This is a genomic window from Parasphingorhabdus sp. JC815 (genome assembly GCF_040717415.1).
In the GTDB taxonomy this organism is placed as follows: Bacteria; Pseudomonadota; Alphaproteobacteria; order Sphingomonadales; family Sphingomonadaceae; genus Parasphingorhabdus.
On the sequence record NZ_JBFEFM010000001.1, the window covers coordinates 593,248 to 615,798 of the forward strand.

The 22,551-nt window shown below is 48.8% G+C and carries 23 protein-coding genes; 10 read left to right on the top strand and 13 right to left on the bottom strand.

Features of this window, described 5'->3' with window-relative positions; genetic code table 11:
* Nucleotides 1–82 precede the first annotated feature (82 nt).
* Nucleotides 83–2,137, top strand: coding sequence for an ATP-dependent DNA helicase RecG (gene recG, locus AB1K62_RS02800; RefSeq protein WP_367001051.1), 2,055 nt, complete (start codon nucleotides 83–85; stop codon nucleotides 2,135–2,137).
* Here the strand turns inward: recG and AB1K62_RS02805 are convergent.
* Both AB1K62_RS02805 and tyrS read right to left on the bottom strand, forming a co-directional pair.
* On the bottom strand, nucleotides 2,134–2,442 hold the full coding sequence (locus tag AB1K62_RS02805) for a PilZ domain-containing protein (RefSeq protein WP_367001052.1): 309 nt from the start codon (nucleotides 2,440–2,442) through the stop codon (nucleotides 2,134–2,136). The genes recG and AB1K62_RS02805 overlap by 4 nt on opposite strands.
* Nucleotides 2,443–2,558: 116 nt before the next feature.
* On the bottom strand, nucleotides 2,559–3,800 hold the full coding sequence (gene tyrS / locus AB1K62_RS02810; RefSeq protein WP_367001054.1) for a tyrosine--tRNA ligase: 1,242 nt from the start codon (nucleotides 3,798–3,800) through the stop codon (nucleotides 2,559–2,561).
* Between the two features lie 38 nt (nucleotides 3,801–3,838).
* Between tyrS and AB1K62_RS02815 the strand changes: the two genes are divergently transcribed.
* The 3 genes from AB1K62_RS02815 to AB1K62_RS02825 all read left to right on the top strand — a co-directional run bounded on the left by AB1K62_RS02815 (nucleotide 3,839) and on the right by AB1K62_RS02825 (nucleotide 5,963).
* Complete coding sequence (locus AB1K62_RS02815; protein ID WP_367001056.1) at nucleotides 3,839–4,384, top strand: DOMON-like domain-containing protein; 546 nt, start codon at nucleotides 3,839–3,841, stop codon at nucleotides 4,382–4,384.
* Nucleotides 4,381–5,577 carry a DUF1343 domain-containing protein gene (locus AB1K62_RS02820; protein ID WP_367001059.1) on the top strand — a complete coding sequence of 399 codons (1,197 nt, stop codon included), beginning with the start codon at nucleotides 4,381–4,383 and terminating at the stop codon, nucleotides 5,575–5,577. The genes AB1K62_RS02815 and AB1K62_RS02820 overlap by 4 nt, the downstream gene beginning before the upstream one ends.
* 83 nt (nucleotides 5,578–5,660) lie before the next feature.
* On the top strand, nucleotides 5,661–5,963 hold the full coding sequence (locus tag AB1K62_RS02825) for a hypothetical protein (protein WP_367001062.1): 303 nt from the start codon (nucleotides 5,661–5,663) through the stop codon (nucleotides 5,961–5,963).
* Between the two features lie 7 nt (nucleotides 5,964–5,970).
* Here the strand turns inward: AB1K62_RS02825 and AB1K62_RS02830 are convergent, their stop codons facing one another.
* The 6 genes from AB1K62_RS02830 to AB1K62_RS02855 all read right to left on the bottom strand — a co-directional run bounded on the left by AB1K62_RS02830 (nucleotide 5,971) and on the right by AB1K62_RS02855 (nucleotide 13,310).
* The gene (locus tag AB1K62_RS02830; RefSeq protein ID WP_367001064.1) at nucleotides 5,971–7,152 is read right to left on the bottom strand and encodes a VWA domain-containing protein; all 1,182 of its coding nucleotides are present in this window, start codon (nucleotides 7,150–7,152) and stop codon (nucleotides 5,971–5,973) included.
* A gap of 13 nt (nucleotides 7,153–7,165) precedes the next feature.
* Nucleotides 7,166–8,011, bottom strand: a complete 846-nt coding sequence (locus AB1K62_RS02835) for a MoxR family ATPase (RefSeq protein ID WP_367001066.1) — start codon at nucleotides 8,009–8,011, stop codon at nucleotides 7,166–7,168.
* Nucleotides 8,012–8,118: 107 nt separating this feature from the next.
* Nucleotides 8,119–8,727 (bottom strand): hypothetical protein, encoded by a 609-nt coding sequence (locus AB1K62_RS02840; RefSeq protein ID WP_367001068.1) that lies wholly within the window; start codon nucleotides 8,725–8,727, stop codon nucleotides 8,119–8,121.
* A 208-nt stretch (nucleotides 8,728–8,935) separates the two neighbouring features.
* Nucleotides 8,936–10,954 carry an RNA polymerase sigma factor RpoD gene (rpoD, locus tag AB1K62_RS02845; protein WP_367001070.1) on the bottom strand — a complete coding sequence of 673 codons (2,019 nt, stop codon included), beginning with the start codon at nucleotides 10,952–10,954 and terminating at the stop codon, nucleotides 8,936–8,938.
* Nucleotides 10,955–10,978: 24 nt separating this feature from the next.
* Complete coding sequence (gene dnaG / locus AB1K62_RS02850; protein ID WP_367001072.1) at nucleotides 10,979–12,847, bottom strand: DNA primase; 1,869 nt, start codon at nucleotides 12,845–12,847, stop codon at nucleotides 10,979–10,981.
* Nucleotides 12,848–12,857: 10 nt separating this feature from the next.
* Nucleotides 12,858–13,310, bottom strand: a complete 453-nt coding sequence (locus AB1K62_RS02855) for a GatB/YqeY domain-containing protein (RefSeq protein WP_367001074.1) — start codon at nucleotides 13,308–13,310, stop codon at nucleotides 12,858–12,860.
* Nucleotides 13,311–13,474: 164 nt separating this feature from the next.
* On the opposite strand from AB1K62_RS02855, the gene carA reads away from it, so the two are divergent.
* The 6 genes from carA (at nucleotide 13,475) to AB1K62_RS02885 (ending at nucleotide 20,118) form a co-directional block, all read left to right on the top strand.
* Nucleotides 13,475–14,680, top strand: a complete 1,206-nt coding sequence (gene carA, locus AB1K62_RS02860; protein WP_367001075.1) for a glutamine-hydrolyzing carbamoyl-phosphate synthase small subunit — start codon at nucleotides 13,475–13,477, stop codon at nucleotides 14,678–14,680.
* Nucleotides 14,680–15,066, top strand: a complete 387-nt coding sequence (locus AB1K62_RS02865; protein WP_367001077.1) for a ribonuclease E inhibitor RraB — start codon at nucleotides 14,680–14,682, stop codon at nucleotides 15,064–15,066. The genes carA and AB1K62_RS02865 overlap by 1 nt, the downstream gene beginning before the upstream one ends.
* Nucleotides 15,067–15,145: 79 nt before the next feature.
* Nucleotides 15,146–15,544 carry a hypothetical protein gene (locus AB1K62_RS02870; protein WP_367001080.1) on the top strand — a complete coding sequence of 133 codons (399 nt, stop codon included), beginning with the start codon at nucleotides 15,146–15,148 and terminating at the stop codon, nucleotides 15,542–15,544.
* The gene (carB, locus tag AB1K62_RS02875) at nucleotides 15,545–18,880 is read left to right on the top strand and encodes a carbamoyl-phosphate synthase large subunit (RefSeq protein ID WP_367001082.1); all 3,336 of its coding nucleotides are present in this window, start codon (nucleotides 15,545–15,547) and stop codon (nucleotides 18,878–18,880) included.
* A 113-nt stretch (nucleotides 18,881–18,993) separates the two neighbouring features.
* Nucleotides 18,994–19,467, top strand: coding sequence for a transcription elongation factor GreA (greA, locus tag AB1K62_RS02880; protein ID WP_367001084.1), 474 nt, complete (start codon nucleotides 18,994–18,996; stop codon nucleotides 19,465–19,467).
* Between the two features lie 6 nt (nucleotides 19,468–19,473).
* Nucleotides 19,474–20,118 carry a rhomboid family intramembrane serine protease gene (locus tag AB1K62_RS02885; protein WP_367001086.1) on the top strand — a complete coding sequence of 215 codons (645 nt, stop codon included), beginning with the start codon at nucleotides 19,474–19,476 and terminating at the stop codon, nucleotides 20,116–20,118.
* Nucleotides 20,119–20,131: 13 nt separating this feature from the next.
* Here the strand turns inward: AB1K62_RS02885 and AB1K62_RS02890 are convergent, their stop codons facing one another.
* The 5 genes from AB1K62_RS02890 to AB1K62_RS02910 are packed head-to-tail and all read right to left on the bottom strand — an operon-like array spanning nucleotide 20,132 to nucleotide 22,340.
* Nucleotides 20,132–20,377 (bottom strand): DUF4170 domain-containing protein, encoded by a 246-nt coding sequence (locus AB1K62_RS02890; protein WP_367001088.1) that lies wholly within the window; start codon nucleotides 20,375–20,377, stop codon nucleotides 20,132–20,134.
* Between the two features lie 16 nt (nucleotides 20,378–20,393).
* On the bottom strand, nucleotides 20,394–20,930 hold the full coding sequence (locus tag AB1K62_RS02895) for a hypothetical protein (protein ID WP_367001091.1): 537 nt from the start codon (nucleotides 20,928–20,930) through the stop codon (nucleotides 20,394–20,396).
* Nucleotides 20,931–20,933: 3 nt separating this feature from the next.
* The gene (locus AB1K62_RS02900; protein WP_367001093.1) at nucleotides 20,934–21,257 is read right to left on the bottom strand and encodes a hypothetical protein; all 324 of its coding nucleotides are present in this window, start codon (nucleotides 21,255–21,257) and stop codon (nucleotides 20,934–20,936) included.
* On the bottom strand, nucleotides 21,254–21,721 hold the full coding sequence (locus tag AB1K62_RS02905; RefSeq protein WP_367001094.1) for a phage holin family protein: 468 nt from the start codon (nucleotides 21,719–21,721) through the stop codon (nucleotides 21,254–21,256). The genes AB1K62_RS02900 and AB1K62_RS02905 overlap by 4 nt, the downstream gene beginning before the upstream one ends.
* A 55-nt stretch (nucleotides 21,722–21,776) precedes the next feature.
* Complete coding sequence (locus tag AB1K62_RS02910) at nucleotides 21,777–22,340, bottom strand: hypothetical protein (RefSeq protein WP_367001095.1); 564 nt, start codon at nucleotides 22,338–22,340, stop codon at nucleotides 21,777–21,779.
* Nucleotides 22,341–22,551 lie beyond the last annotated feature (211 nt).

Sequence of the window (22,551 nt, forward strand, 5' to 3'; positions counted from 1 at the left end):
TGACTTTCTGTTATATTTTAAAATTCATGCACGGTGTTAGTGTCTGGTATATTGACCTTGCTTTCATATAAGGCGGATAGACATGCGGCCCGAGATACTCAATCCATTATTTGGTGAAACACAATCATTAAAAGGTGTCGGCAAGGTGCTTGCCAAGCCATTAGAGAAATTGCGTCTGACCCGGATCAAGGATTTGCTATATCATAAACCTAGCTATTGGATGCGGCGCAAGCGCGTCCAGGAACTTGATGAAGCAGATGTTGGCCTGACAATTATAGCTGAAGTGACACCGACAGATTATCGCTCTGGTGGCCCCCGTAGTCCCTTTCGAGTGCAGGCGGTCGATACGCAGGGTAATCATATCAGCCTGACTTTTTTCGGTAAGAACACAGGCTGGCCAAGAAAATTGCTCCCTTTGGGGGATAGCAAGATCATATCAGGCAAGCTTGAGCGTTATGGTGACGAACTTCAAATGCTACATCCCGATGTGTTGGAAACATCAGAAGAGAACGAAATTGCATTGATTGAACCCATATATCCACTGTCCGATGGATTAGGTAACAAACGCATGGGGCAATTGATCGCGCAGTCGATAGAATTGGCACCAGATTTACCCGAGTGGATTGAACCGAGTCTGCTTGAGTCCAGTAAATGGAAAAGTTGGAGAGAAACCATTATTAGCCTGCATCGACAGGATAATACGGACAACTCTGACCGGCTCGCTTATGATGAGATATTTGCCAATCAATTAGCCTTCATGCTTGTTCGTGCCAGCAATCGTCGGAAAAACGGTATTCCGATCCAAGGAACCGGGCGATTGCGAGATCAAATTAAACTGCCGTTCGAGCTTACCGGCGCGCAGAAACGCTGTATTATGGAAATTGAAGGTGATCTTGCACAATCATCACCCATGCTTCGTCTTCTGCAAGGCGATGTTGGGTCGGGAAAAACTTTGGTCGCGTTGATGGCGCTGCTCAGTGCAGTAGAGGCGGGCTATCAAGGCGCTTTTCTTGCTCCAACGGAAATATTGGCACGCCAGCATTATGACGGGTTACGAAATCTGCTCAATGGATTACCGGTTAATCTTGCGATATTGACCGGCCGTGACAAGGGTAAAGTGCGGGAGTCAACCTTGATGGGGCTTGCGGATGGCTCCATTGATATATTGGTGGGCACACATGCGATTTTTCAAGAGAAGGTGCGCTACAAAAACCTCGCTGTGGCAATTATTGATGAGCAGCATAAATTTGGGGTATCGCAACGACTGATGCTAACCCAGAAGGCAGAGCACACGCCGCATCTTCTAGCAATGACCGCCACGCCGATTCCGCGCACGTTGACGCTTAGTCAATATGGCGAGATGGACGTGTCTCGCATTGATGAACTTCCGCCAGGAAGACAAACAATTGAAACCCGAGTAATCTCGAATGAGCGTATACCGGAAGTGGTTGAGGGTCTTGAACGGCATATTGCCGGTGGTGGTCAGGCCTATTGGGTCTGCCCCTTGGTGGAAGAGAGCGAGAAAAGCGACCTTGCAGCAGCGGAAGAGAGGGCCGCTGCTCTGAAATTCCGATTCGGAGATCAGGTCGGGCTTGTCCACGGACGGATGAGCGGACCTGAAAAAGATGCGGTAATGGAAAGGTTTCAACGCGGAGGGGTACGCCTTCTGGTTGCTACCACCGTCATCGAAGTTGGGGTGGATGTTCCTAATGCTAGTCTGATGATCATAGAGGCCGCTGATCGATTTGGTCTGGCGCAATTACATCAGCTCCGTGGTCGTGTGGGGAGAGGGGATATCAAGTCCAATTGCTTGTTGTTGCGTGGAGAAGCATTAAGCGAAACTGCCCGGGCCCGATTGTCATTGTTGCGTGAAACTAATGACGGATTCAAAATTGCCGAAGAAGATTTGCGGTTACGCGGTGCCGGGGAGATATTAGGTACCAGACAATCCGGTGATGCTGGCTTCCGGATTGCAACGCCTGAACAGATATCTCAGCTAATTTCTTCGGCTACCGATGACGCTCGATTACTGCTCGATCGAGACGGCGGCTTAGATGGACAGCGCGGTCAAGCTGCGCGCATAGCGCTTTATTTATTTGAAAAAGACTGGGGAGTCAGTTTGATCCGTAGTGGTTAAGCTTGTGCTTGTTGCGAATATCCAACCTTGTTCAGTATAGCGTCAAGGTCTGCCTCCCTGATAATACGTTCAAACTTAAAGCCGGAACGACCATGATGTGACCAGACTAAAAACGCCTCTATTCGGCCTACCACAGGAAGTCGAACAACGACCCGATCACCTTTGTTTAATTCTACTTCATGAACGAATTGGCAACCATGAGCAGAAATATTGCTCAGTTTAATTAAAAACTCACCATATTTACGAGTTTCGCAAATTGTTTCGAAATCGACAGCAAACCGGGTTGCGCGACGCAATTCTGGCATGTGCTTATTCGATACGCATAGCATTAGGGGGGCTCCATCAATGTGTGAGGCCTCTGAATAGCTTGGGTTCACGAACAAATCGTAAATTCACGTAACAGTTTATAAAATGACTGAACTCAAATTGTCTTTGCGGGCCTACGTAAAAGCCCATGCTTTTTCTTGCCAGCAGAGATTTTGATGTCTTGGTCGGTTATCGCAATCATCGCTCCGGCATCTTTTACCTGCTCGTCATTGATGCGTGCACCGCCGCCTGCAACCATACGTTTTGCCTCTCCCTTCGAAGCGCAAAACCCAATATTCACTAGAGCCTCGAGAATCGAAATTTCGCCGCTTGAAACTTCACATAGTGGTAAATTACCACCAGCCTGACCTTGTTCAAAGGTTTTCTGTGCAGTGTCGGCAGCGGCTTTCGCTGCATCTTTGCCATGCGCCATTTCTGTTGCCGCATCGGCGAGAATTTTCTTCGCTTGGTTAATCTCGGCCCCTTGTAGGTTTTCAAGTCGGGCGATTTCGTCAATGTTAATATCAGTGAAAAGTCTTAGAAACCGACCAACATCAGCATCTTGCGTATTGCGCCAAAATTGCCAATAATCATAAGGAGCAAGCTGGTCGCCATTGAGCCAAATGGCCCCACCTGCTGTTTTGCCCATTTTTGCACCATCGGCGGTGGTGATTAAAGGTGTTGTCAGGCCAAATAGCTGAGTACCATCGACCCGGCGCGTAAGTTCCATTCCATTGACGATATTACCCCATTGATCGGACCCGCCAAGCTGTAACCGGCAACCTAGATTTCGTGACATCTCCCGAAAATCATACGCTTGGAGTATCATATAATTGAATTCAAGAAAGGTTAGTGGTTGCTCCCGGTCAAGACGGAGCTTCACCGCGTCGAACGTTAACATACGATTGATTGTGAAATGTGGTCCAATATCTTGCAAGATATCAAGATAACCCAAGCTATCAAGCCAATCGGCATTATTGATCATCATCGCATCGGTTGGCCCATCGCCAAATGTAAGAAAATTATCAAATACTCGCTTTATGCTGGCGATATTATTACTTATATCGTCCGGACTGAGCATTTTGCGACTCTCATCCTTGCCTGACGGATCTCCGATTTTCGTGGTACCACCGCCCATAAGGACAATTGGTTTGTGGCCCGACTGCTGAAGCCGGCGCAGCATCATGATTTGAACCAGACTACCTACATGAAGTGAAGGTGCAGTAGCATCAAAGCCAATATAACCGGGAACAATTGTCTCAGAGGCAAGCTTATCCAGCCCGTCAGCATCAGTTAATTGGTGGATATATCCGCGATCATCTAGTAAGCGGAGGAGGTCAGATTGATAGTTTGTCATAGGATGGTCCGTTACATGCAACAGAGGGAACTCGCAATATGCGTTTGAACCTGCACTGCCATCCGTTGAGTTGGGTTACCGGTGTAGATGAATTCTGGGTGAGCTATTCATGGGAGCAGGGCGACAGCTTGTGTATTAAATATGTTCTGAAAGGGTCGCTGGATAATCTGAATGTACCTAGTAGAGTCGAACCTGAACGCGCAGACGGATTATGGAAAAACACCTGTTTCGAGTTGTTTCTTCGGAAGTCTGCGGAAGATGGTTATTGTGAGTTTAATTTTTCACCATCTGGCCGCTGGTCTGCATATCAGTTTTCGGGTCATCGTGAAGGTATGACAAATCTTTTTCTGCCAAAGCGGCCTGAGATTGTTCTTGAGTCAAGTGATGTCCATATCACTCTCGATGTGACTCATTATTTGCCCGATAGTTGGCGTGAGAATATTCTCATTGCTGCTTTTTCGGCTGTGATAGCTGACAAAAGCGGTGCTAAATCTTATTGGGCTTTATCGCATCCGCCTGGAAAACCGGATTTTCACCACAAAGATGGTTTTGCCCATCAACTGAAAGCAGCAGATAGTATATGAAATTTGGAATTGATCGACTTCTTGCAGAACCGGAACTGCGTGCACCTCTGGCCGGGAAGCGGATCGCGTTACTAGCGCATCCGGCATCTGTTACTGAAAATCTTGTGCACTCACTCGATGCTTTAGCCGAGTGTAACGATATTAAACTAAGCGCTGCTTTTGGTCCCCAACATGGTTTGCGCGGGGACAAACAGGACAATATGATCGAGTCCCCGGACTATGACGACCCCGATCTCGGCATTCCGGTTTTTAGTCTTTACGGAGAAGTGCGCCGTCCGACTAAAGCGATGATTGACAGCTTTGATGTTATTCTGATTGATCTTCAGGATTTAGGCTGCCGGATTTACACCTTCATCACGACCCTGCGCTATATATTGGAAGCTGCCGCTGAGCATGGCAAAGCTGTTTGGGTGCTTGACCGCCCTAATCCAGCTGGTCGGCCTGTCGAAGGAATGATGCTGGAGAAGGGCTGGGAAAGCTTCGTCGGCGCTGCCCCTATGGTGATGCGACATGGGCTGACTTTGGGAGAAATGGGCCATTGGTTCGTCAATTATTTCAACCTTGATGTAGATTATCGAGTTATTGAAATGAAAGGCTGGCAGACTGAGAAAGATGGCTTTGGCTGGCCGATGGACCGTGTTTGGATCAATCCCAGTCCGAATGCTCCAAACCTGTTTATGGCGCGCTCTTATGCTGGCACTGTTATGTTGGAAGGCACGACATTGTCGGAAGGGCGCGGAACGACACGGCCCCTGGAATTGTTCGGAGCGCCCGACATTGATGCCAAGGCGCTTATTGCAGAAATGCATCGCATGGCTCCGCAGTGGCTTAGAGGGTGTAAATTGCGGGAATGCTGGTTCGAACCAACTTTTCACAAACATGTCGGTATGCTGTGTAATGGCGTTCAAATTCATGCCGAAGGTCCGTTTTACGACCATGCTGTCTTTTCTCCGTGGCGGCTCCAAGCCTTGGCGCTAAAAGCGATTCGTATTCTTTATCCGGAATATCAGTTGTGGCGAGATTTCCCTTATGAATATGAAGAAGGAAAACTTGCTTTTGATGTAATCAATGGCGGGCCTAAACTACGTGAGTGGATTGATAGTTCATTGTCAACGACCAACGATCTGGATGCGATTACGGTTCCGGACGAAAAATTATGGGAGCAGTTGATAAAAGATTATCTGATATACTGAGCTAATCCACCGAAAAATGTGAAAAGCATGCTGCAACGCAACATAGCTGTTGCACCGCTCTGCAATTTTGTTATCTAGCGGCCATGTTACCAAATAAAGAATTTTTTGAAGGCATTGCCCTTAAGAAGTGTGTGACTGCAACCTATAACAAATTGCGGGTCACACTTGCCCCCCACATTCTATATACACGTCATGATGAAATGCATGTCGATGCAATCACGGTTGAGAGGGAAGGGCAGCCACCCCGTGAATTAAAACTCGGCACATTCAAACTTTCAGGTTTGAAAGATGCGGTTGTAGAGGATCGCCACTTTGAGCTTTCTGAACTATTTGACGCTACAGCCGAAAAATATAAGGATACAACATTGCTAATGGTCGAACTGTAACCTTTTGTTACGCATGCTTGCGGGTAAGTTCCTTCATTGCATCACTCAATCCTTCAAGCGTTAGAGGATACATCCGATCATTCATCAATTCCTTGATGATTTTTACACTTTGCGAATAGCCCCATTGTTTTTCGGGCACAGGGTTTAACCACGCGGTTGCGGGGTAGGTGTTGGTCATTCGCTGAAGCCACGTGACGCCAGCTTCTTCGTTAAAATGCTCAACAGATCCGCCGGGATGAGTAATTTCATAGGGGCTCATTGATGCATCACCGACAAAAATCAATTTATAATCATGACCATATTTATGAAGAATATCCCAAGTGTTTGTTCGTTCCGAAAAACGTCGCCGATTATCTTTCCACACCCCTTCGTAAACGCAATTATGAAAATAGAAAAATTCTAGATTCTTAAATTCGGTGGTCGCGGCTGAAAATAGCTCTTCGCATAGTTTGATAAATGGGTCCATTGATCCACCTACATCCAAAAATAACAGTAACTTTACCGCATTATGGCGTTCCGGACGCATGTGAATGTCGAGCCAGCCTTTTTTAGCTGTACCATTTATAGTGCTGTTGATGTCGAGCTCATCCGCAGAACCTTCGCGGGCGAACCTGCGTAAGCGGCGCAGCGCAACTTTAATATTTCGGGTACCTAGTTGCTTCGTATTATCGAGATTTTGAAACTCTCGCTTGTCCCAAACTTTAATCGCTTTCTTTTGGCCACCTTCACCGCCAATACGGACGCCTTCAGGGTTATATCCACTATTCCCATAGGGTGAAGTTCCACCGGTGCCGATCCACTTATTACCGCCTTCATGGCGCTTTTCTTGCTCGGCTAGACGCTCCTTCAAAGTCTCCATAATCTCGTCCCAGCTTCCGAGAGCCTTGACCTTTTCCATCTCTTCTTCAGAAAGATATTTTTCGGCCACTGCTTTCAGCCAGTCGAGCGGGATATCTTCTTCCTGCGTTCCGTAACTGGTTTCAATGCCCTTGAACACTTTTGAGAAAACCTGATCAAAGCGGTCAAGAAGACCTTCATCTTTTACAAAGGTCGCGCGGGATAGATAATAGAATTCTTCAGGACGTCGCTGGATAACCTCTTTGTCCAGCGCTTCCAAAAGCACCAAATGCTCTTTTAGGGAAGCCGTAATTCCAGCAGCCCGTAGTTCGTCCATGAAGTTGAAGAACATAACTATCGCTCCGTTAGCGCGCTTCGCGTTTTGCCATGAAAGCCAAACGTTCGAACAACATCACATCCTGTTCGTTTTTAAGCAATGCGCCGTGCAACGGAGGAATAGCTTTGTTTGGGTCCTGCGATTGAAGCACGTCAAGGGGCATATCTTCTGCGAGAATCAGTTTTAGCCAGTCGAGCAATTCAGATGTGCTTGGTTTCTTTTTTAGGCCAGGAACGTCGCGAACTTCATAAAATATATCCATCGCTTTCTTGACCAAAACCCCTTGAATATTAGGGAAGTGAACGTCGATAATTTCCTGCATCGTTTCCCGATCAGGAAACTTAATATAGTGAAAAAAGCAGCGGCGCAGGAATGCGTCTGGCAGTTCTTTTTCGTTATTGGACGTGATTACTACGATCGGGCGTTCTGTAGCTTTGATGGTTTCTTTAGTCTCGTAAACATGGAACTCCATGCGGTCGAGCTCCTGAAGCAGATCGTTTGGAAATTCGATATCTGCTTTATCAATTTCATCAATCAGCAGAACAGGCAGTTCGGGAGAGGTAAATGCTTCCCACAATTTACCTTTACGAATGTAGTTGGAAATATCATGAACCCGCTCATCTCCAAGTTGACCATCGCGAAGACGCGCTACTGCGTCATATTCATATAGCCCCTGATGTGCCTTGGTCGTAGATTTAACATTCCATTCAATTAATGGCGCACCAGTAGCTTTTGCAATCTCATGGGCTAGAACTGTTTTGCCGGTACCGGGCTCCCCCTTAACTAAAAGTGGCCGACGAAGTGTAACTGCAGCATTGACTGCAACCTTCAAATCATCTGTTGCTACATAATCTTTTGTACCATCAAAACGCATATTCCATAATCCCTTGCCATAAACGCTAATAGATTACTGATAGGGAAAAGGCTGTTTTGTGGCAAGTTAATCATTTAGTTAATCAACTTTATGGTTGCTGTCATCGGTTAATCCACGCGACGAGCATTTCTGCGGGCTTCCAATAGTTGCCAAAGGCCACGATGCTGAGTTAATATTTGATCCACACCAAAATTTATAGCTCGTCCTAAGCTACCTGATTGAGTGAGTTCGGAGTGAAGATTATTCGTCGTTTCCGATGACGGTAAGGTCAAAGAGAAAGGCTCAACACCAATTCTTATAGCTATGTTATTCAGTAATGGCCGGATTGCGTGCCAGTCCAGAATAAGCGCAAATGATGCGCCTAGAGCGCACCCATTTCGATCAGATTGCGCGAGCATTTCTAGTGCCTTGCGTTGGGCCAACACAGCTTTATTGCTCTGATCCTCGATAGGTAAGCCCATAATTGGCCCGGCAGAGACAGTTAATTTCGTTAATAAGGCCCGCTCTGCTGTGAACCCATCAATAGCGCGAGTGAGCCAGTCACGAGTAAGGGTATCAGTAGACCTAGTGGCAGTATGGTCCACAATGCTGGGATGTCGACCGTGAAGAACGCAGAGGAAATGAGCTATGTCAGCAATGTCTCCACCGTTTAGAATCGTAAAATCATCACTTATTGCCCGCGCATAACTTGCTGATTTTGTGCCGTGTTTGGTCACGAATTCCATCAACGATGGGTGCGCGTATGGAATTGGGCTAAGTTCTGGCATTACACTCACATCACATTAGAGTTCCTGATGATTTTTCCGGCTTGCAACTTCCAGAAAGATCCCGTTACAAAATGTGATTATCACGCAAATCTAAAAACCCGGTTTATGCTTCGTTAGTTAAGTGCAAACCATGTTGCGGAGTAAAGGGCACCGAGTTTTATTGATCCAGAAAACTACGCATTTTACGGCTGCGGCTTGGGTGTTTTAGTTTACGCAAAGCTTTCGCTTCAATTTGGCGTATACGTTCCCGTGTCACGCTGAATTGCTGACCAACTTCTTCCAATGTGTGGTCAGTATTCATGCCGATACCGAAACGCATACGTAAAACGCGTTCTTCACGAGGCGTCAAGCTAGCTAGAACCCGCGTCACAGTCTCTTTAAGGTTGGCCTGGATTGCGGCATCCACAGGGATAATGGCATTCTTATCTTCTATAAAATCACCAAGGTGCGAATCTTCTTCATCGCCAATGGGTGTTTCAAGGCTAATCGGCTCTTTGGCAATTTTCATAACCTTACGCACTTTTTCAAGTGGCATAGAAAGGCGTTCAGCCATTTCTTCAGGTGTTGGTTCCCGACCTTGTTCATGAAGGAATTGCCGCGAGGTCCGAACAAGTTTATTAATCGTTTCGATCATATGCACCGGGATGCGGATAGTTCGGGCCTGATCCGCTATCGAACGGGTAATTGCTTGGCGAATCCACCATGTTGCGTAGGTCGAAAATTTATAGCCACGCCGATATTCAAACTTATCGACTGCTTTCATCAGGCCAATATTACCTTCCTGAATCAGATCCAAGAATTGCAGGCCGCGATTGGTATATTTTTTAGCGATCGAAATAACGAGCCGTAAATTGGCTTCCACCATTTCTTTTTTAGCGATTCTAGCCTCACGCTCGCCCTTTTGCACCATATTGACGATACGGCGGAACTCATCAAGTGATGTCCCGGTTGCAGCTGATATGTCTGATATCTCTGATCGGATTCGTTCTACTGACAGTGCTTCTTTTTCAGCAAAGGCGGCCCATTTTTTATCTTTCTTGGCCATATTGGCTAGCCAGCCATCGTCCAGTTCATGGCCGACATAGCCTTCCAGGAAAGCTCGGCGCGGGACTTTATGACGTTCAGCCAGACGCAACATTTGGCCGCCCAGTGCGGTTAGGCGACGGTTAAACGAATAAAGTTGGTCAACTAGAAATTCAATTTTATTAGCATGAAATTGAACGCTTTCTACCAATGCAGTGAGTTCTTCGCGAAGATTCTGGTATTTTTTCTCTGATGCAGCTGGGAAGTCATCACCTGCTGAAAATGCTTCCATGCGTGTTTTTTGTAGCTTGGAAAATTTTTTAAAAACCGATGTAATAGTTGCAAATTTTTCCAATGCTTCAGGTTTTAGCGCTTCTTCCATTTGTGCGAGGGAAAGAGTGTTATCTTCTTCCTCTTCTTCCACCACGCGCTTGGTGCGGCGTTCGGTCAATTCATCTTCGTCATCGCCCTCTGATGCGTCATCTTCGTCTTCAACTTCATCATCATCTTTAAAAGAAGGTCCTGCGGTTTTTTCACTGATTTCACCGTCGTCGTCGTCCTCATCTTCGAGATTTTCCGGCACAGGATCCTTGGACAGCATGGCATCAAGATCGAGTATTTCCCGCAATTGCATCTCACCATCATTTAGAGCGGTGGACCATTCGATAATAGCGTTAAATGTAGTCGGACTTTCACATAAACCCCAGATCATAGTATCTCGGCCAGCTTCAATGCGCTTGGCAATGGCAATTTCGCCTTCGCGGCTGAGTAGTTCAACAGCACCCATCTCACGCAGATACATACGAACCGGATCATCAGTGCGGTCGCCAGCAGCTTTTTTCGGCGCAGCCGCAGCCGCAGATTTTTTGTCTTTTTCTGAACCGTCTATGGACTCGACTTCATCACCGCCCATTTCTTCAGCGGCTTCATCGTCATTTTCGACAATCTTGACACCCATTTCCGAGATTGACGACATGACATCTTCGATTTGCTCACTGGACATCTGATCCTGTGGCATAGCTTCATTTAGTTCATCGTAGGTTAGGTAACCGCGCTTTTTAGCCTTCGCTAGCAGCTTTTTAATACCCGATTCATTCATATCGATAAGCGGTGCGTCTTCGGTTGCTGCCGATTTTTTTGCTTTACTTGCCAATGCCTAAGGCCCTTACTTTTAAAACTAAACTACATCATCGATTTGGGTGAGTTCAACCAATCGTTCGTGAAATTCCTGCTTTGCTTTCCTCAACCTTTGTTGCTCAGCATAGCTTTCTTCATCAAGATTCTCTTGTACTCGCCGTGTTGCTTCTGCCAAAGCTGCTTCCAGTCCTGGTCGTGCCGTAATCACTTTAATTGCTTCTGCCAAATCATGATGCGCCCGTTCGACAAAGTCTGAGGGAGCAAGTTCTGGCAGTCTGCGGTTGAAAGTGAAATTCAGCGCGTCGGCCCGTAACAGCCCTTTTGCGACATTATAACAATCTGTCTTTTCCAATATGGTAAGAAGGCCCTGCATATCAAGCATTTCTTTCCTCATCGCGGTGCGGATTAACTCAGAAAGCAATCCCTGCATTTGCGAATCGGGGAATTGAAGCATGGTTAGCTCTTCAAAATGCTTGGAAATTTGAGAAGGGTGGCGAATTAAACCGCCCAGAATAGCTTTCGCAATTCTCATGCTGTATCCATCGACAAGGACAGATTTAGTATCGTCCATCGGAGTTAGGGAAACATATTGGGATTTGAATGTGCTTTTCGGACGTGGAAATTGTTTTTGCCGCGCTTGATTATCATGTCTTGAGAAAAAGACATTCTCATATCTTTCCTGAAACTCTTGTCGATAATGCTGAGCGATGTCCTGATCTGCTATATCACGCACATGATCAGACAACCGTTTTTTCAGACCAGCCTTGGATTCTGGTGTGTTCAGCGGTGCGGCATTCAGTTCTACTTGCCAGATTTTATCGGCCAATGTCTGCGGTTGATCAATTAAGGCTTTAAAAGCCTGAGGACCAGCAGAACGTAATAAATCATCAGGGTCCTGTCCCTTTGGCAATGCAATGAAATTCAAACTGTAAGACGGTCGTAAGATAGGTAATGCTCTTAACGCCGCGCGCATAGCCGCTTTTTGTCCAGCATTGTCACCATCAAAGCAGAGTATGGGAGCTTCTACCATTTTCCAAAGGCGCTCAATCTGATGTTCTGTGAGCGCGGTTCCCAGCGGAGCGACAACGTCCTGAAAACCTGCCTGAGCGAGTGCAATAGCATCCATATATCCTTCAACAACCAAGATACGCGCAGTCTGACGTGCTGCTGGTGAAGCTTTGTCCAGATTATACAGCGTACGTCCTTTATCGAACAGCGGAGTGTCGGGAGAATTAAGGTATTTGGGTTCGCCTTCACTTAATAGACGGCCACCAAATGCTATGACTCGTCCGCGCGGGTCGCGGATTGGAATCATCAGTCTGCCGCGAAAACGGTCATATGGTTCTCGGTCATCGACTTTGATAAGTAAACCCGCTTCAACCAGCTGATCAACCCCATGGTCAGATAGCGCGTCTTTTAAATGTCCTCGCGAATCGGGGGCATATCCAAACCCGAACGCGCGGACAGTGGTTTCTGATATTCCTCGATTTTTTAGATATTCGCGCGCGTGAGCGCCTTCAATTCCATTGAATTGTGTGACAAACCAATCCTGCGCGGCTGCCATGACATCATGAAGTGTTGCGCGGGTTTCCTGACGCTGCGCTGTGCGGGGATCGGGAGCAGGTACTACCAATTGCGCCTCAGCGGCCAAGTCCTTAACCGCATCCATGAAGCTGAGTCCGCGTTGGTCAGTCATCCAGCGTATGGCGTCACCGTGGGCGCCGCAGCCAAAACAATGGTAAAATCCTTTTTCGTCGTTAATCGTAAAGCTTGGTGTCTTCTCATTATGAAATGGGCAACAGGCTTTAAACTCGCGCCCTGCTTTTTGGACCTTTACCGTTCGGCCGATTAGCGAGGACAAAGTGGTCCGGCTACGCAGTTCATCAAGCCATTGCGGGGAGAGGGCCATAAGTCTGGATTCAGCTAAGCGCTGCCTTTACCAGGCTGCTTGCTTTGCTCATATCGATTTCGGTGCCGTGCCGTGATTTCAGTTCTGCCATCACGCGGCCCATATCCTTCATTGATTCTGCGCCAAGTTCGTTTTTAATATCATCGATTAAAGCGACGGTTTCTTCTTCACTCAATTGAGCAGGCAGGAATTCCATAATTACGGAAAGTTCCATTTTCTCAGCTTTGGCTAGTTCTTCTCGACCACCAGTTTCGAACATCTCTATGGATTCGCGCCGTTGTTTTGCCATTTTCTGCAACACATCAGTGACCATGACATCATCATCAAGCTTGCTATCTTTTGTGCGTAGCTCGATATCCTTGTCTTTAATCTTCGCCAATATAGCGCGGGTGGCCGTTGAGCGATCCTTATCTCCAGCTTTCATGGCCGCAATTTGTGCCGCTTTCACGTCATCGCGAATCATAGCGTTCTCCATATTTTTGGAATAAGCTATCAACATAGCCGGAACTTTCTTGTTTTCATAGATTGCGAGCGACCTTTTCGTCCTCTAGGGACGGCGAAATTTGCTTGAAGCGCGGGAGTGCCGCGTGTGCCTGATACTCAGGCCAGATATTAAGGAGTAAGCCCATGACCGATACCAGCATCCCCGCCGCACCCAAGGGCGCCACCGGGATATTGGTGTTGGCGGATGGTAGCATAATATGGGGCAAGGGCTTTGGCGCAACCGGCAGCGCGGTTGGCGAGGTTTGCTTCAACACAGCGATGACCGGCTATCAAGAGGTTATGACCGACCCTAGTTATGCGGGGCAGATCGTTACTTTTACATTCCCCCATATCGGCAATGTCGGCACGAATGACGATGATGTCGAGGCGGACGCGGCGCATGCGCTTGGTTGTATCGTTCGCGAAGATGTGACGGAACCGAGCAGCTTTCGCAACAGCAAGCCGTTTGACCAGTGGATGACCGATCAGGGACGCATTGGCCTGTCAGGTGTTGATACACGCGCTTTGACGCGGCGGATCAGGGAAGCGGGAGCGCCCAATGCGGTGATTGCCCATGATCCCGATGGCCAGTTCGACATTGACGACCTGCTTGCCAAGGCTCGCGATTGGGCGGGCTTGGAAGGCATGGATCTGGCTTCACAGGTGACGGGGCATCAGACCCGTATTTGGGGTAGCGGTATCTGGCGTCTGGGGCATGGCTATGCGTCAATGGACGAGATGGAGACGCACAGCCATGTCGGGAATGGCACGGGGGAGCGGCCTCATGTGGTTGCTATCGACTATGGAGCCAAGCGCAATATCTTCAGAAATCTTGTGAAGGCTGGCGCAAAAGTCACTGTTGTTCCTGCACAAACTTCGCTCGACGAAATCATGGCGCTGGAGCCGGACGGCGTGTTCCTTTCCAATGGTCCGGGCGATCCGGCGGCGACAGGGGAATATGCGGTTCCAGTGATACAGGCGCTGTTGGAGAAGGATGTTCCGATTTTCGGCATCTGTCTGGGCCATCAAATGCTGGCGCTGGCGGCGGGTGCGAAGACCATTAAAATGTTTCAGGGGCATCGCGGCGCCAATCATCCGGTTCAGCGGCTTGAAGATGGTCCGGATAACGGCAAAGTAGAGATTACTTCGATGAACCACGGCTTTGCAGTGGACGGAGCAAGTCTGCCTGACACGATGATGGAAACCCACAAAAGCCTGTTCGACGGCAGCAATTGCGGCATACAGATTATCGGCAAACGCGCCTTTGGCGTGCAATATCACCCCGAAGCCAGCCCCGGCCCGCAGGATAGTTTTTACCTGTTTGAAAAATTCGTCGGTGGGTTGGCATAATGAGCAGTGTTGATCCCGAATATCTGGCTCAGGAATGGGCGACCGATGACGAAATCCTGCAAAGCATGGCGACGGGCGGCGATCTGGCGCATGTGGTCAGGGAGGTTAACGTGCAGTTTGTCGGTGAACTTGCGAACCTCAACAAGCTGAAAAATGATGCGAAGAAACTCGGCTTTCACTCTGCGATTGTTGAACAAGATGAAGACAATGAAGACGGTGGGTGGCAGATCGAACTACAAACCGACGCGGATACGCAGCGCGATACCATCCGCGAGCTAACGCGCAAATGCCTGCAAATCGAACTGGATTACGACATCGACCATGATGGTTGGGGCTGTTTTGCATGTAATGAAAATGGGCCGATTTCCGATGAGAATCCGGCATGATTGTTGAGCAGTATAACTATGCACACTGCTCCAGTTCGAATAATTATTGTTATTTGTTAGAAAAGTATGTGGGGTGGTTATGAAAAGATTTCCAAAACCCCCTAATTTTCAAGGCGAGAGTGACAGGTATTTAATGGCGACTTACAACCGCGCATTAGATGTTAGTTCATGGAAGGTCCCCATGGCTAATTGGGCGCTTTCTAATATGCGCTATGATCGAGGTGAGATTTTTTCTGACTGGGAGTCTAAAGGATATGGGGAATTCACTATATCCCGGAATGAATTTGGCGAGGAGTTTTCATACTTTGAGTTAAGCGAAAAGGGTAAAAAGCGTGGGAAGAAAATTATTCGGCGGAGTTCAATCCGACGCCTGATAAAAACTACATGGTCTGCCGTGATTTCTCTTTCTCCTTTTGTGGCTGCTGTTGCAGCTTCAGCCGCTGCATATTTTTCTTATTTGAATCTACAAGGTCAATAAATGCCCAAAAGAACTGATATAAAATCCATCCTCATCATTGGCGCTGGCCCGATTGTTATCGGACAGGCCTGCGAATTTGATTATTCGGGAACACAGGCGTGTAAGGCGCTGAAAGAGGAGGGCTACCGGATCATCCTGGTCAACTCCAACCCCGCGACGATCATGACCGATCCGGAAATGGCCGACGCAACCTATGTTGAGCCGATTACGCCCGAAATTGTCGAGAAAATTATCGAGAAAGAGCGCCCCGATGCGATCCTGCCGACCATGGGCGGACAAACGGCGCTGAACACGGCGCTGACGCTTAATAAAATGGGCGTGCTGGAAAAATATGGCGTCCAGATGATCGGCGCCGATGCCGAAGCCATCGACAAGGCGGAGGACCGCGAAAAGTTCAAAGCGGCGATGGACAAAATCGGTCTGGACAGCCCGCGCTCTGCGGTCGCGCATAGCGAAGAACAGGCTCTGGAAATTCTGGAAGATATAGGCTTGCCCGCAATCATGCGGCCCAGCTTTACCATGGGCGGCACCGGCGGCGGCGTGGCTTATAACCGCGAAGAATTTATTCACTATATCCGCACCTCGCTGGAAGCCTCTCCGACCAATGAAGTGCTGATTGATGAATCGCTTATTGGCTGGAAAGAATATGAGATGGAGGTTGTCCGCGACAAAGCGGATAATTGCATCATCATCTGTTCGATTGAAAATGTGGACCCGATGGGCGTGCATACAGGGGATTCTATTACGGTTGCTCCGGCGCTGACGCTGACCGATAAAGAATATCAGATCATGCGTAATGCCTCTTTGGCGGTGCTGCGTGAAATTGGTGTTGAAACAGGTGGTTCCAACGTACAGTTCGCAGTTAATCCCAAGAACGGGCGGCTTGTCGTTATCGAAATGAACCCGCGTGTTTCGCGCAGTTCAGCCTTGGCGTCAAAGGCCACCGGCTTCCCGATTGCGAAAGTCGCGGCGAAACTGGCGGTTGGTTATACGCTGGATGAAATTGACAATGATATTACTGGCGCAACCCCTGCGTCCTTTGAACCGACGATTGATTATGTCGTCACCAAAATCCCGCGCTTTGCTTTTGAAAAATTCAAAGGCGCAGAGCCATTGCTTTCTACCGCGATGAAATCGGTCGGTGAAGTCATGGCGATTGGTCGGAATATCCATGAATCGCTGCAAAAAGCGTTTCGCGGTCTTGAAACGGGATTGGACGGTTTCAACCGGATCCCTGAGCTTATCGGTGCGTCGCGTGATGAAATAGCGGCGGAACTTGCTCGCCCGACGCCCGACCGCTTACTGGTGGCGGCACAGGCGATGCGCGAAGGATTTACTGTCGCGGAAGTGAATGAAATTGCCCATTTTGATCCGTGGTTTCTGGAACGGATAAAGGAAATATTGGACGCCGAACAGGATATTCTCGACAACGGCTTGCCCAATGGAGCGCAGGCGCTTCGCAAGCTGAAATCCTTGGGCTTTTCCGATGAACGGCTTGCCAAATTGGCGGTAGATGCCGTTCATGTTGCCGGCGGAGCAGGGCGCACAGTGGCCGGTGGGCATGGGTTGGTCCATGACGCCGTTGCCGCCATGGCCGGTGCGACAACCGAAAAAGAAGTCCGCGCTTTGCGGCATAAGCTGGGCGTGCGGCCTGTGTTCAAGCGTATAGATACCTGTGCGGGAGAATTTGAAGCCAGAACCCCCTATATGTATTCCACCTATGAAACGCCGGTTTTCGGGGAACCGGAAAGCGAAGCCATGCCTTCGGACCGCAAAAAAGTTGTCATATTGGGCGGCGGGCCGAACCGGATCGGGCAGGGGATCGAATTTGACTATTGTTGTTGCCATGCGTGTTTCGCGCTGGGCGATGCCGGTTATGAAACGATCATGATCAATTGTAATCCCGAAACCGTATCGACCGATTATGATACGTCGGACAGGCTGTATTTTGAACCTTTGACGGCGGAAGATGTGCTGGAAATCCTGCACGTTGAACAAAGCAAGGGAGAGCTGGCCGGTGTGATTGTCCAATTTGGCGGCCAAACACCGCTCAAGCTGGCTTCTGCGCTGGAAGACGCGGGAATACCGATCCTTGGCACAACGCCCGATGCGATTGATTTGGCCGAAGACCGGGAACGCTTTGCGAAACTGGTCAATGATCTAAAGCTCAAACAGCCGGAAAACGGCATGGCACGGACCGAGGAAGAAGCGGTTAAAATTGCCGACCGCATTGGCTATCCCGTTTTGATCCGGCCCAGTTTTGTGCTCGGCGGGCGCGCGATGGAAATTGTCGATGGTCCGGCGCAGCTCGAAGATTATATCAACACTGCGGTGCAAGTGTCTGGAGATAGCCCGGTATTGGTCGATCAATATTTGCGCGATGCCGTGGAAGTGGATGTTGATGCAATTTGCGACGGTGATGAAGTCGTGGTTTGCGGTGTACTTCAACATATCGAGGAAGCGGGCGTGCATAGCGGCGATAGCGGCTGTTCTATCCCGCCTTATAACCTGAGCGATGATATTATTGCAGAAATGGAGCGTCAGACCGAGGCTCTTGCTCTGGGATTAAAAGTGCGCGGGTTGATGAACATCCAGTTCGCGGTGAAAGATGGCGAGGTATATCTTATCGAGGTTAATCCCCGCGCCAGCCGGACCGTGCCTTTTGTCGCCAAGGCGATAGGCGTGCCGATTGCCAAAATCGCTTCACGCGTGATGGCCGGAGAGAAGCTGAAAGACCTGCCGGTGATTGACAGGCATATTGATTATATCGCTGTAAAGGAAGCAGTATTCCCCTTTAACCGCTTCCCCGGCGTTGACCCCGCATTGTCACCGGAAATGAAATCCACCGGCGAAGTCATGGGCATTGATAAAAGTTTTGCGATTGCCTTTGCGAAAGGCCAATTGGGTGCGGGCAGCATATTGCCGCAAGGCGGCACGCTGTTTGTCTCGGTCAAGGATACCGACAAGAAGGTGGTTGAACCGGCTGTGAGATTGGCTGAAAAACTGGGCTTCGAGATTATCGCGACCAGTGGCACTGCCGAATATCTTGTCAGTCAGGGGATAAATGTCCAAAAGGTCAATAAAGTCGCCGAGGGGCGCCCGCATATTGTAGACCGGATGATCGACGGGGATATTGACCTGATTTTCAACACGACAGAGGGTTGGCAGTCGCTGAAAGACTCCAAATCCATTCGGGCAGGGGCGTTGCAAGGCAAAATCCCCTATTTCACAACCGCAACGGCCAGTGTCGCCGCGATGGATGCAATTGCGGCCATGCGCGATGAGTCTCTTGAAGTTCGTTCCCTTCAGTCTTATTATAAGGCTTCGCAGGAATAACTTCCCGACATTCTGTTACACTGCGGGCGATCTCGATTTGAGCAACGCCGGGAAACTGTTTTTGACGCAGCGGGGGTAAAAACCTGCTGCGAATTTACAAAGGAACGCCTAAAATGGCTGTTGAAAAAGTACCGATGCTGGTCGAAGGCCAGAAAAAATTGGAAGCCGAGTTGAAGGCATTGAAGGAAGAGCGTCCACGTATCGTTGATGCGATCGAGGAAGCGCGTGCCCATGGTGATCTATCGGAAAACGCCGAGTATCACGCAGCAAAGGAACGCCAGGGCCAGGTCGAAGCGACGATTGCCGACCTTGAGGACAAGCTGAGCCGCGCGCAGGTTATTGATCCCGCTACATTATCAGGTGACAAAGCCGTTTTTGGCGCAACCCTGACCTTGCTCGATGAAGATGACAAGCCGGTGAAATATCAACTGGTCGGTCAGGCCGAAGCAGACGCCAAAGCCGGGAAAATCAGCTATAACAGCCCGATTGGCCGTGCTTTCATCGGACGTAGCGTCGGTGATGAAATTGAAGTGACCGTGCCGTCCGGTGACAAATATTATCTGCTCGAAAAGATCGAATTTATCTGATCTGATATGAACATGCCGGATGGAAAGCTGACCAACGGGTTGATTATCGCTAATGTCGTGATCTTCCTTTTCGTCTGGCTTTCCGGCTTGCAGGGCGAAGCGATACTGCGCGGCGGGTTCTTTCCGATACGGTTAGGCAATGAGGGGTACCCCGCGCTTGAAGCTGTTGGCGGATTGGTTCCGGCGTGGTTGACGCCGATTTCCTCTGCTTTTCTGCATGGCGGATTTTTGCACATCGCGTTTAATATGCTGATGCTGCTATTTTGCGGACGCTTTGTTGAGCAGGCGCTTGGCCCCCGGCTCATGGGGTTCCTTTATGTGGTCGGCGCTTATGCAGCAGCATTGGCGGAATTTGCATTTAACAGCAGCTCAATGATTCCGGTTGTTGGCGCGAGCGGAGCGATTTCAGCAATTCTTGGGGCTTATGCCCTATTATTCTCACGCAACGAGGTGAAACCGGTTGGCCCCATTCCGGGCCATGTCGTGCGGGTTCTCTGGCTGTCGGCTGCGTGGATAGGAATACAGCTAATGATCGGGATCGCCACGCGCGGTAATCTGGCGGGCATTGCGATTTTTGCACATATTGGCGGGTTTGTAGCCGGGTTGATCGCTACCCGACCCTTGTTGCAATGGCGGTTCAGGAACGCTTGAATTTCAGAAATGCTCAGTCATCGACGGGTGTCTCGGGCGGCAATTCTGGTTCAAGCAACCGGTGCAGATGCACAATGACATATTTCATCTCGGCATCGTCAACCGTGCGCTGGGCATTGGATCGCCAGACTTCTTCGGCTTCTTCATAATTGGGGTAAACTCCAACGAGATCAACCTGATCCAGATTTTCAAAATCCAGCCGACGCGGGTCTTTAACCCGTCCACCCATGACCAGATGAATTTTACTGCTTTCACTCATGGGCTTTCCGTTCATTTTATTTGTCCGTTCTGTCGGATGTGACTGTATCACCAGCGGTTTCGGCGGCGCTCTTAACAGCTTCGATCACTTTGCCAAGCAGATCTTTAATCTGCTCCTGAATGCTGTTTTTACTAAGGCCCAATGTTTCAATCTGCTGCTGCCCGGCATCCTTCGCGGCATCATAGGCTTTTCTCGCCGTTTGATTGATCCTTTTTCCTGCGCCGCCAACATATTTACTTTCGGCATTGCTTTTGGGTAGTAATGCACCCACCAGTGCGCCCAGTGCCAAACCACCGGCAATAACTGCTAGCGGGTTTTTGGTGATGGTTTCTTCTGATTTGCTGGCTGCAGATTTCGCTATATCTCTGGTTGCTGCCACTCCTTCGGCTGCTTTGGCTTTGCCATCTCCCAAAAGTGCCGCTGCACGCTGTTTGCTTTCTGACATTTTCTCCAGAGCGATACCGGCGCTGTCGCCTGCTTTTTCTTTCACGCCATCAATCCGGTTCCGTGAAGCGGTGCGTGCTTTTTCAATATTATCCGATAATTTACTCATCACTCAATCCTCGGCATCATGATGTTCGCTGTTTGCATAAGCTTTGCGCTTGGAATAATGTTTGGTCAACGGTTTACGTAATGCCATCAACGCAGCCGCCGTAGCCACAGTGGCAACTTTCCCCGGGTGGTCCTTGACGCCTTGCAGAGCATCTTCGCTAACTTTTTGAATGCGATCCAAAGTTTTATCCTTGGCTTCCTGAATCAGATTTGCCGGACGAAGCCGTTCTTTGGTGTCCGAGAGCTCTTTACGTACATTATCTCGCGCCAGTTTCTTTTCTATGGCCAGCGAACGCAACCGGAATATGTCATCATTATTTTGGGTCATTGATCATTCTCATCCAATGGTAGTTTGCGCGCCCGTGTTATTGCCATATTCATCAAAATTGTGGTGATAAGCAAAGCGCCTCCGGTCAATAAACAGGTCGCCGCCACTGGTCCCCAATAATATGATAATATCAGCAATATGCCCAGTATGAGCGCAATAATAGTGGTTATACCTGTTATGACAGCCAGGCTGAATAACAGCAGAACAGTTTTTGTCGCAGCCAGATTGACAGACAATTTGATCCGGTAATATTCAATTTCCGCTTCAGCCAGTTTGCGAATATCCGCGATCAGATCATTGATCTGTCCCTTGATTGAAGCATCTCCGGAAGAGTTGGAAGAACCAGAATTGCCGGTGGAGTCAGGATCTCCCGGATTAGGGCTGTCCGAATAAGGTGTATTAAACGGCTCGGCTCCGTCATTGCTATGCGGCGGATTTTCTATGCCCACGGTTTTGTTGTCCAATATTTATTTTCTGACTTGATCTTGCAGATATGGCGATACACCGTTTAATCGCAGACTACGCGCGATCATCCATCCCCGATTTGATTAACCGCGCAACAAGCAGACCAACCACCGCCGCGGCGCCAATGGCGACAGCGGGTTTCTTGCGAACAAATTCGCGTGCTTCTTCGACCATTTCGTCAACATCCGTAGAATTGACCTTGTCAGCAAAGGAGGACACGGCGTCGGCAGTAGAACGAGCATAGTTGCCATATTTTTCGCCAACACTATCGTCTAGGGATTTTGCGCTCCCTTCGATCATTTCGCTCAAACCGCCAATGGCTGCACCGGCTTTGGTTTTGCCTTCATTGGCGGCAGTGCGAACAGAATTAATTGCGCGATTTTTCAAATCATTGTCTGAAGCTGCTTCCGTGGAAGCAGCCCGTGTCGAGCCAGCCTTGAGCGGGGCTGCCGGCTTGGGGTGGGTTGTTTTTTTAACGCTAGTATCTTTGGTAGAGGCTGATTTGGTGGACGCTGATTTTTTTGGCGTCGTTTTCTTGGCACCGGTCTTTTTCTTAGCCGTTGTGCGGGCAGGAGATGCCTTGCTGGCGGGTGTTACATTGTCTGTATCGGCGACCATGGTTAAAATTCCTTCCTTAAAATCCGTTCCGTTGACGGGGCAATTATAATCTTACCGATATGCTTACCGACCGGTTATCTCATATCATGTAGATGGTATATAATCACTATGATTCAAATGTGAAAAGGTTGCATTACTTTTATGAAAAGCTGTATTTTCTCTCAATATTATCCCGGTAATTTCTGTGTCTAGCGCATTGCCATATTCTGAC